Annotated in this window: 5 protein-coding genes, 21 tRNA genes and 1 rRNA gene; all 27 read left to right on the top strand. The window is 38.8% G+C overall.

Annotated elements, in window-relative coordinates:
- Positions 1–110 (top strand): 5S ribosomal RNA (rrf, locus tag U9M49_RS19125); the annotation flags it as partial.
- 9 nt (positions 111–119) lie between these two features.
- A tRNA-Val gene (locus tag U9M49_RS19120) sits at positions 120–195 on the top strand.
- Between the two features lie 16 nt (positions 196–211).
- Positions 212–287, top strand: a tRNA-Thr gene (locus U9M49_RS19115).
- Between the two features lie 14 nt (positions 288–301).
- Positions 302–377 (top strand) — tRNA-Lys (locus tag U9M49_RS19110).
- 17 nt (positions 378–394) lie between these two features.
- Positions 395–479: transfer RNA gene (locus U9M49_RS19105), tRNA-Leu, on the top strand.
- A 19-nt stretch (positions 480–498) separates the two neighbouring features.
- Positions 499–573 (top strand) — tRNA-Gly (locus tag U9M49_RS19100).
- Between the two features lie 6 nt (positions 574–579).
- Positions 580–668: transfer RNA gene (locus tag U9M49_RS19095), tRNA-Leu, on the top strand.
- Positions 669–684: 16 nt separating this feature from the next.
- Positions 685–758, top strand: a tRNA-Arg gene (locus tag U9M49_RS19090).
- A gap of 8 nt (positions 759–766) precedes the next feature.
- Positions 767–843 (top strand) — tRNA-Pro (locus U9M49_RS19085).
- Positions 844–866: 23 nt separating this feature from the next.
- Positions 867–942: transfer RNA gene (locus tag U9M49_RS19080), tRNA-Ala, on the top strand.
- Between the two features lie 25 nt (positions 943–967).
- Positions 968–1044: transfer RNA gene (locus U9M49_RS19075), tRNA-Met, on the top strand.
- Between the two features lie 13 nt (positions 1045–1057).
- A tRNA-Ile gene (locus U9M49_RS19070) sits at positions 1058–1134 on the top strand.
- Positions 1135–1140: 6 nt separating this feature from the next.
- Positions 1141–1233: transfer RNA gene (locus U9M49_RS19065), tRNA-Ser, on the top strand.
- Between the two features lie 13 nt (positions 1234–1246).
- A tRNA-Met gene (locus U9M49_RS19060) sits at positions 1247–1320 on the top strand.
- 3 nt (positions 1321–1323) lie between these two features.
- Positions 1324–1400: transfer RNA gene (locus tag U9M49_RS19055), tRNA-Asp, on the top strand.
- A gap of 19 nt (positions 1401–1419) precedes the next feature.
- A tRNA-Phe gene (locus U9M49_RS19050) sits at positions 1420–1492 on the top strand.
- Positions 1493–1501: 9 nt separating this feature from the next.
- Positions 1502–1577, top strand: a tRNA-His gene (locus U9M49_RS19045).
- Positions 1578–1579: 2 nt separating this feature from the next.
- Positions 1580–1650, top strand: a tRNA-Gly gene (locus U9M49_RS19040).
- Positions 1651–1657: 7 nt separating this feature from the next.
- Positions 1658–1734, top strand: a tRNA-Ile gene (locus U9M49_RS19035).
- Between the two features lie 10 nt (positions 1735–1744).
- Positions 1745–1819, top strand: a tRNA-Asn gene (locus tag U9M49_RS19030).
- Positions 1820–1822: 3 nt separating this feature from the next.
- Positions 1823–1913: transfer RNA gene (locus tag U9M49_RS19025), tRNA-Ser, on the top strand.
- Positions 1914–1916: 3 nt separating this feature from the next.
- Positions 1917–1988: transfer RNA gene (locus U9M49_RS19020), tRNA-Glu, on the top strand.
- Positions 1989–2167: 179 nt separating this feature from the next.
- Positions 2168–4057: a 1,4-alpha-glucan branching enzyme gene (gene glgB / locus U9M49_RS19015; RefSeq protein ID WP_095372135.1), complete on the top strand. Its 1890-nt coding sequence runs from the start codon at positions 2168–2170 to the stop codon at positions 4055–4057.
- Positions 4050–5192 (top strand): glucose-1-phosphate adenylyltransferase, encoded by a 1143-nt coding sequence (locus tag U9M49_RS19010; protein ID WP_095372136.1) that lies wholly within the window; start codon positions 4050–4052, stop codon positions 5190–5192. Before glgB ends, U9M49_RS19010 begins: the two co-directional genes overlap by 8 nt.
- 37 nt (positions 5193–5229) lie before the next feature.
- Entirely contained in the window at positions 5230–6258 is a 1029-nt protein-coding gene (locus U9M49_RS19005) for a sugar phosphate nucleotidyltransferase (RefSeq protein WP_095372137.1), read from the top strand.
- Positions 6255–7706: a glycogen synthase GlgA gene (glgA, locus tag U9M49_RS19000; RefSeq protein WP_307316614.1), complete on the top strand. Its 1452-nt coding sequence runs from the start codon at positions 6255–6257 to the stop codon at positions 7704–7706. The genes U9M49_RS19005 and glgA overlap by 4 nt, the downstream gene beginning before the upstream one ends.
- Positions 7696–10083, top strand: coding sequence for a glycogen/starch/alpha-glucan phosphorylase (locus U9M49_RS18995; protein WP_322910389.1), 2388 nt, complete (start codon positions 7696–7698; stop codon positions 10081–10083). The genes glgA and U9M49_RS18995 overlap by 11 nt, the downstream gene beginning before the upstream one ends.
- Positions 10084–10146: the final 63 nt, after the last annotated feature.

Genomic DNA, 10146 nt, shown 5'->3' with positions numbered 1-10146 from the left:
CGATAGCGAGAAGGTCACACCCGTTCCCATACCGAACACGGAAGTTAAGCTTCTAAAGCGCCGATGGTAGTTAGGGGCTGTCCCCTTGTGAGAGTAGGACGTTGCCGGGCATACATATTGGAGGATTAGCTCAGCTGGGAGAGCATCTGCCTTACAAGCAGAGGGTCGGCGGTTCGATCCCGTCATCCTCCACCATTTTTTGTGTGTATTTGCCGGCCTAGCTCAATTGGTAGAGCAACTGACTTGTAATCAGTAGGTTGGGGGTTCAAGTCCTCTGGCCGGCACCACTCGTGCTTTGTACGAGCCATTAGCTCAGTTGGTAGAGCATCTGACTTTTAATCAGAGGGTCGAAGGTTCGAGTCCTTCATGGCTCACCATTTGATCATTTTAATATGCGGGTGTGGCGGAATTGGCAGACGCACCAGACTTAGGATCTGGCGCCGCAAGGCGTGGGGGTTCGACTCCCTTCACCCGCACCATTTTTCATTTTAAATATTTGCGGAAGTAGTTCAGTGGTAGAACATCACCTTGCCAAGGTGAGGGTCGCGGGTTCGAATCCCGTCTTCCGCTCCAATATGTGCCGGGGTGGCGGAACTGGCAGACGCACAGGACTTAAAATCCTGCGGTAGGTGACTACCGTACCGGTTCGATTCCGGTCCTCGGCACCATTCTTTTTAAAATTAAGCGCCCGTAGCTCAATTGGATAGAGCGTTTGACTACGGATCAAAAGGTTAGGGGTTCGACTCCTCTCGGGCGCGTTTTGTATCGGGAAGTAGCTCAGCTTGGTAGAGCACTTGGTTTGGGACCAAGGGGTCGCAGGTTCGAATCCTGTCTTCCCGACCACTAGATATACATATATATTTTTAGGGGCCTTAGCTCAGCTGGGAGAGCGCCTGCTTTGCACGCAGGAGGTCAGCGGTTCGATCCCGCTAGGCTCCACCAATTAATTTTATACAATATATTCTATGGCGGTGTAGCTCAGCTGGCTAGAGCGTACGGTTCATACCCGTGAGGTCGGGGGTTCGATCCCCTCCGCCGCTACCATAGATAGAATGATGGACCTTTAGCTCAGCTGGTTAGAGCAGACGGCTCATAACCGTCCGGTCGTAGGTTCGAGTCCTACAAGGTCCACCATTATTCGGAGGAATACCCAAGTCTGGCTGAAGGGATCGGTCTTGAAAACCGACAGGGGTGTTAAAGCCCGCGGGGGTTCGAATCCCTCTTCCTCCGCCATTCATATTATTATCGCGGGGTGGAGCAGTCCGGTAGCTCGTCGGGCTCATAACCCGAAGGTCGCAGGTTCAAATCCTGCCCCCGCAATCTGGTCCGGTAGTTCAGTTGGTTAGAATGCCTGCCTGTCACGCAGGAGGTCGCGGGTTCGAGTCCCGTCCGGACCGCCATTTACATATTTATTATTTTGGCTCAGTAGCTCAGTCGGTAGAGCAAAGGACTGAAAATCCTTGTGTCGGCGGTTCGATTCCGTCCTGAGCCATCTTTTATGGCGGTTGTGGCGAAGTGGTTAACGCATCGGATTGTGGTTCCGACATTCGTGGGTTCGATTCCCATCAGCCGCCCCATTGCGGGTGTAGTTTAGTGGTAAAACCTCAGCCTTCCAAGCTGATGATGAGGGTTCGATTCCCTTCACCCGCTTAAATAGGGGCCTATAGCTCAGCTGGTTAGAGCGCACGCCTGATAAGCGTGAGGTCGATGGTTCGAGTCCATTTAGGCCCACCATTTATATTATTCCGCAGTAGCTCAGTGGTAGAGCATTCGGCTGTTAACCGAACGGTCGTAGGTTCGAATCCTACCTGCGGAGCCATATGGAGAAGTACTCAAGTGGCTGAAGAGGCGCCCCTGCTAAGGGTGTAGGTCGGGCAACCGGCGCGAGGGTTCAAATCCCTCCTTCTCCGCCAGTTGGCCCCTTGGTCAAGCGGTTAAGACACCGCCCTTTCACGGCGGTAACACGGGTTCGAATCCCGTAGGGGTCATAAAAAAGAAGCTGTCAACATAAGTTGACAGCTTCTTTTTTATGTGGCTAACACTTTTTGGATGTTATATTATCTGTCATTAGATGTCAAAATAATTTGAAAAATAACAAGGGATTTTTATACTTAAGACGAATTATTTAAGAAAGAGTAATGTAATACAAGGAGTGGAATGAATTAAGATGAATACAACTGCATACCCCACTGAATTCGAAATGCACTTGTTTCATGAAGGAAGCTTATTTAAGGCATACGAACTGTTTGGATCACACCGTCATAAAGAAGGAGATAATTGGGTTACTTCCTTTACTATCTATGCTCCACATGCCACCTCAATATCATTAGTTGGTTCTTTTAATCATTGGAATGGCGAAGGTTTTTCATTAGATAAAGTAAATAAAGAGGGGATATGGAGAATTCAGCTAGATGGAGATTTAACAGGAGAAATTTATAAATATGCAATTAAGAACAAGGATGAACAAACTTTTTTAAAGGCTGATCCTTTTGCTTTTTGTTCAGAATTACGGCCTAGTACTGCTTCGATTGTTTATTCCTTAGAAGGTTACAAATGGAAGGACCAAGGCTGGCAAAAGGAAAAACAACAAAGGAAAGCATTTTCAGAACCTATGATGATATATGAGATGCACTTAGGTACATGGAAAAAGAGGAATGGCCTTTTATTGACATACAGTGAACTAGCAGAAGAAATCATTCCTTACGTAAAGGAGCATGGTTTTACACATATTGAATTGATGCCTATAATTGAACACCCTTATGATCGTTCATGGGGGTATCAAGGAACAGGCTATTATTCGGCTACTAGTAGATATGGTGAACCAAAAGATTTAATGTTTTTTATTGATCAATGTCATCAAAATAATATTGGTGTTATTTTAGATTGGGTACCAGGACATTTCTGTAAAGATCAACATGGGCTATATTGTTTAGATGGTGAATATGTTTATGAATACGAAACAGAAGCTGATAGGGAAAATTTTGTTTGGGGTACAGCTAATTTTAATTTAAGTAAAACAGAGGTTCATAGTTTCCTCATATCCAATGCTATTTTTTGGATGGAAAAATACCATGTCGATGGATTTAGAATTGATGCAGTATCAAATATCATTTTTTGGCCTAATAACGAGAATAGGGAAAATCCATTTGGTATTCAATTTTTACAGAAATTAAATAAGGCTGTTTTTGCTTATGATCCTTCTATCTTGATGATGGCAGAGGATTCTACAGATTGGCCCCAAGTAACGGCTCCTGTTCACTATGGCGGATTAGGTTTCAGTTATAAATGGAATATGGGGTGGATGAATGATGTATTATCTTATATGGAGAAAGCCCCACATGAACGGCAATACCACCATAATAAAATGACTTTTTCATTAATGTATGCATACTCCGAAAATTTTCTCTTACCGTTATCACATGATGAGGTTGTCCATGGGAAGAAATCCCTGCTAGACAAGATGCCAGGAGATTATTGGCAAAAATTTGCCCAATATCGTTTGCTCTTAGGTTTTATGATGACACATCCAGGTAAAAAGCTGTTATTTATGGGGTTTGAGCTAGGACAATTTGCCGAGTGGAAAGATGAAGCTGAGTTGGATTGGCACTTACTTCAGTATGAAATGCATGCAAAAACGAATCATTATGTGAAGAAGTTAATAAAGTTATATAAGAGATCTAAATCATTATATGAATGGGACCACAGATCAGAAGGTTTTGAGTGGATTGATGCTAATAACCATCAGCAATCCATTTTTTCATTTATTCGTAAAGGAGTAGAAGAACAAGAAATATTAATTGTTGTATGTAACTTTTCCCCTCAAGTATATATGAATTTTCGAATGGGTGTTCCTAAAAATGGGAGTTATAGAGAAGTGTTTAATAGTGATAATAATGAATTTGGTGGCTCCCATTGTATTAATAAACGTGTATTAAATACAAAAAAACTATCCTATCATGGAAAACCATACAGCATCGAAATGACGATACCACCATTCGGTATTTCAGTTTTACGTCCTGTTAGAAAAAGAAAAAGGAGTGATGTTGTAAATGGCTAACAAGAAATGTGTAGCGATGTTGCTTGCTGGAGGCAAAGGAAGCCGCCTTAATTCTTTGACGAAGGAGCTTGCTAAACCAGCTGTACCTTTTGGAGGTAAATACCGCATCATCGATTTTACACTTAGTAATTGTACAAATTCAGGCATCGATACAGTCGGTGTACTAACACAATATCAACCGCTAATACTCAATTCATATATTGGCATAGGAAGCGCTTGGGATTTGGATAGAAGAAATGGCGGTGTGACAGTACTTCCCCCATACAGTGAATCTTCTGAAGTCAAATGGTATACAGGTACGGCAAGTGCTATCTATCAGAATATCAATTATTTAGAGCAACATAACCCCGAATATGTATTAATTTTATCAGGTGACCATATTTACAAAATGAACTATGACTTAATGCTAGATTACCATATTAGTAAAGGAGCTGATGCGACAATCTCTGTTATAGAGGTCCCGTGGCATGAAACAAATCGTTTTGGTATTATGAATACTTCTTTAGATATGAGAATAGAAGATTTTGAAGAAAAACCTGAGCAAGCAAAGAATAATTTAGCATCAATGGGCATTTATATCTTTAAATGGTCAGTACTAAATGAGTTTTTACAAAAGGATAATCAAAATAAGGACTCAAGCCATGATTTTGGAAAAGATATTATTCCTGAGATGTTGAAGTTAAATAAGAAACTTTATGCCTATCCTTTTAATGGTTATTGGAAAGACGTTGGTACAGTTCAAAGTCTATGGGAAGCTAATATGGATTTATTAGATGACAATTGTGAGTTAAATCTTTTTGATCAAGACTGGAGAATTTACTCAGTTAATCCTAACCATCCTCCACAATATATTTCTCCACAAGCAAAGGTCAAACAATCTTTAGTAAATGAAGGATGTACGATTGAAGGCGAGGTAATCAAATCAGTTCTCTTTCAAGGTGTAGCGATTGATAAAGGGTCTGTTATTAAAGAGTCAGTAGTTATGCCAAATACAAGGATTGGTAAGAATGTCATATTAGAAAAAGTCATTGTCCCATCTAATATAGTTATACCAGATGGGACAGTAATTAAAGAAAGAAAAGAAACAAGTGAAGCATTGTTAATCACGCCAGAAAGTATTTGTCATTTTGCATAAATGTAGAACTGTATGATTTTTACTGGGGGGATATTGATTGAATAATCGTTTATTAGGAGTCATTGATGCGACAACTTATCATAAGGGACTGGATGAGTTAACCCTTCATCGTTCTTTAGCTGCTGTTCCTTTTGCTGGAAGATATAGACTAATAGATTTTATTCTCTCTAATATGGTCAATTCAGGAATAGAGAGTGTGGCGATTTTTCCGAAATATCAATACCGATCTTTGATGGATCATCTAGGATCGGGGAAGAACTGGGATCTAGATAGAAAAAGAGATGGTCTTTTCTTCTTCCCATCACCGATGATTGATAGTTCAAATAGTGGGATTGGTTCATTTAATCATTTTGTCGCTAACATTGATTATTTTTATCGTAGTTCACAAGATTATGCATTAATTGCTAATTGCTATACCGTTTGTAATATTGATTTCTCACCAGTTTTACAGCGACATATTCAATCTGGCTGTGATATTACGTCAATTCAACAGCTAAATCAACCTTTAGAAATGTATTTGGTCAAAAAAGATCTTCTAATAGATATGATTCAAACTCGGAGACAAACAGGTTATACATGTATAAGTGATATTATGGCTGATATCCATCAGCCTTACACAATTTGTCATTATGAATATAAGGGGGAGGCAGTAACTATCGATTCTGTCCAATCTTATTTTCAAGCGAGCATGGAACTACTAACCCCCGATGTCTGGAGAAATTTATTTTTAAGAGATTTTCCAATTTATACAAAAGTAAAAGATGAACCGCCAACAAGATATCTAAATGGTTGTGAAGTAAAGAATTCTATTGTGGCCAACGGTTGCCAAATAGAAGGAAAAGTAGAAAATAGTATTATTGCTAGGGGTGTAAAAGTCGGTAAAAATACGATAGTAAGAAACTGTGTGATTATGCAGAAATGTGAGATTCAAGAGGGATGTGTATTAGATTCTGTTATTTTAGATAAAGATGTGAAAGTAGAAGAAGGAACCTACTTAACAGGCACACAATCGGTCCCTTTTGTTGTTAAAAAAGGGTCAATTCAAGGAGCGTTGATGAATTCGTGAAAGTATTATTTGCCGTCTCAGAATGTGTCCCTTTTATTAAATCAGGTGGATTAGCAGATGTCGCAGGTTCGTTACCGAAGGAATTAACGAAACAAGGGACGGAAGTAAGAATAATATTACCGAAGTATGGGAACATCCCTGCCTTATATAAGAATAAGACAAAAAAGATAGCCGAATTCGTAGTCGCTGTTGGCTGGCGCAATCAATATTGTGGAATTGAAGTGCTCGAGTTAAATGATATTACTTTTTATTTTGTAGATAATGAATACTATTTTAAGAGAGAACAATTATATGGTTACGATGATGATGGTGAGCGATTTGCTTATTTTAATAGAGCTGTATTAGAAGCACTGGCACAGCTCGACTATTATCCTGATATTATTCATTGCCATGATTGGCATACAGGCATGATTCCTTTTTTATTAAGAGTTCATTATCAAAAAAGAAGTGGGTATGAATTGATTAAAACAGTCTTTACGATTCATAATCTACACTTTCAAGGTGTCTTCCCTAAAGAGGCCATTCATGATTTGTTTGGGTTGGGGTTTGAGTATTATCGTGAAGATCAATTAAAGTATTATGATTGTATTAATTTTATGAAAGGTGCCATAGTAGCAGCTGATCAAATAACAACTGTAAGTCCTACGTATAGAGATGAGATTCTAACAGATTATTTTGGTGAGGGATTAAATGGTTTGTTACAGGAAAGAAAGGACCGTTTAATTGGGATATTGAATGGAATTGATGAAGACGTCTATCACCCAGAGAAAGATGCGACGATTTATCAAGCATTTCATCCAGAGCAATGGCTATTAAAGAAGGAAAACAAGGCATATTTACAAAAAATATTCGATTTAAAGATAGATCGGAATACCCCCATTGTGGCTATGATCACAAGGTTAACAACACAAAAAGGTATGGACTTAATAGAGAGAGTATTCCATGAAATGATGCAAGAAAATGTGCAATTTATTCTTATTGGCACAGGCGATGTAGCGTTTGAAAATTTCTTCAGAAGAATGGAAGCTAATTACGGGGAAAAATGTAAATGTTATATTGGGTTCAATGAAGAAGTAGCGCATCAAGTATATGCGGGTGCTGATCTATTTTTGATGCCGTCTAAGTTCGAGCCTTGTGGATTAGGTCAACTCATTGCGATGAAATATGGTGCCATTCCTATAGTAAGAGAAACAGGAGGATTGAATGATACCGTACAGTCTTATAATGAGAAGACAGGTGAGGGCTGGGGGTTCACTTTTAAAAACTTTAACGCACATGATATGCTCTATACTTATCGTCGAGCACTAGCATATTATCGGAACCAACCACTGTGGAGTCAATTAGTTATAACTGCTATGGAAAAAGATTATAGTTGGGCACAATCCGCTTTTAAATATAATCAATTATATTCAGATGTGATCTCTAGGAGTGAGAGCCATGTTTTCTAATACAGAAGAATTTAAAGAGGCATTTTTAAAGAAGCTAGAGATGACATGCGGAAAAAGCTTTGCTGATAGCACAGAAAAAGATCATTACTATACATTGGGCTTATTAATACGTGAGTATGTAAGTACGGAATGGATTAATACCAATGAGCGTTACAGGATAGACCAAGTAAAGCAGGTTTATTATTTGTCGATAGAGTTTTTATTAGGTCGACTACTTCGAAACAACTTATTAAATTTAGGGATAGAGCAAGTGGTGTCTGCTGGGTTGCAAGATTTAGGTATCGAATTAAGCTCTTTAGAGGAAGTAGAATCAGATGCAGGATTAGGTAATGGAGGTTTAGGTCGATTAGCAGCCTGTTTCCTTGACTCATTAGCTTCTCTTAATTTGCCTGGCCATGGTTGTGGGATTAGATACAAGCACGGGTTATTCGAACAAAAAGTGGTTGATGGATATCAAGTAGAACTACCCGATCAATGGTTAAGGAATGGTCATGTCTGGGAAGTGAGAAAGGCAGATTTATCAGTTGAAATTCCGTTTTGGGGAGAAGTAGATATACGTGAAGAAAATGGCAGACAAGTGTTTCAACACATCCATGCTGAAAGAGTAACTGCAGTACCATATGATATGCCAGTCGTCGGGTATCATACTGAAACGATTAATACACTTAGGTTATGGAGTGCAGAGCCAGTCCGTTATCCTACCAATCAAGATGTCTTAAAATATAAAAAAGAGACTGAAGCAATATCTGAGTTTTTATATCCTGATGATACGCAAGATGAAGGCAAGATACTGAGGTTAAAACAACAATATTTTTTAGTTCGTGCAAGTCTTCAGTCGATCATACGCTCATTTAAACGACAGCATAAGGATATGAAGGAATTCCATCAATATATTAGTATTCATATTAATGATACGCATCCAGTATTAGCGATTCCAGAATTAATGAGGATATTAATTGATGAAGAAAAGCTTGGTTGGGATGATGCCTGGGAAGTAACTACACAAACAATCTCTTACACTAATCATACGACCTTATCTGAAGCACTGGAAAAATGGCCAGTTCGCATTTTCCAACCGTTATTACCAAGAATGTATATGATTGTCAATGAGATCAATGAACGGTTCTGTGCCAAGCTTTGGGAAAAGTATCCTGGCAAATGGCAGCATATCGAAAACATGGCGATTATTGCTCATGACCAAGTAAAAATGGCTCATTTGGCTATTGTAGGTAGCCATAGTGTAAACGGAGTGGCTGCACTCCATACCGAGATATTAAAATATCGAGAAATGCATTCATTTTATCAGTTTTTTCCTAAGAAGTTTAATAATAAAACAAATGGCATTACGCATCGTAGCTGGTTACTTAAATCTAATCAGTCGCTTGCTGATTTAATAACAGAAAAGTTGGGAGCGGAATGGATTCGTGATCCAGAGCAAATGGCATTATTATTAAAATATGAAAATGATACAGACTTGTTAACGAGACTTGCTGATATTAAACACGCAAATAAAGAAAATCTTGCCCATCGTATTTTTACCCAAACAGGAATAAAAATTGATACCCATTCCATATTCGATATTCAAGTAAAGAGATTACATGCATATAAGAGACAACTATTAAATATTTTTCATGTCATGTATTTATATAATCGAATCAAAGAAGATGAGAGTTTTAAAATGCACCCCCGTACATTCATTTTTGGTGCGAAAGCTTCTCCAGGATATTATTTTGCTAAGAAGGTAATAAAGCTTATTAATACTGTTGCTAAAAAGGTAAATCATGATCCTAAAACAAATGAATACCTTAAGGTGATTTTCCTTGAGAACTATCGGGTATCACTGGCAGAGGATGTTTTTCCTGCAGCAGACATTAGTGAGCAAATTTCGACGGCAAGTAAAGAGGCGTCTGGAACTGGAAATATGAAATTCATGATGAATGGTGCGATTACTGTTGGAACGATGGATGGTGCTAATGTTGAAATTCATGAGCGCGTAGGTGATGAGAATATTTTTATCTTCGGTTTACGCTCTGATGAGGTCAATCATTATTATGCTCATGGTGGCTATCAAGCGACTGAATATTATCATCATGATCATCGAATTCGGCAAGTAATGGACCAGTTAAGAAATGGTTTCTTTCCTGATGTATTTGATGAATTTGAACCCATTTATGATTCTCTAATTATGGAAAATGACCAATATTTTGTTTTACGTGATTTCTCTAGCTATGTTCATATTCAGGAAAAAGCGGGGTACGCTTATGAAAAACAGGAGAAATGGCGGAAAATGAGCCTTAACAATATCGCTAAATCAGGTTTCTTTTCCAGCGACCGAACAATTAATGAATATGCTCAAGGGATATGGGGGATTAAATAGATAAAAAAAGCAGGGGTGTGCTTCATTATACACACTTCTGCTTTTTATTTATGTTGGAACGTA

Origin of the sequence: Cytobacillus sp. OWB-43, from assembly GCF_034651445.1 — a bacterium.
In the GTDB taxonomy this organism is placed as follows: domain Bacteria; phylum Bacillota; class Bacilli; order Bacillales; family Cytobacillaceae; genus Cytobacillus; species Cytobacillus kochii.
Note: the sequence above shows the minus strand (reverse complement) of the source record. Positions and strands in the feature narration are given on the sequence as shown.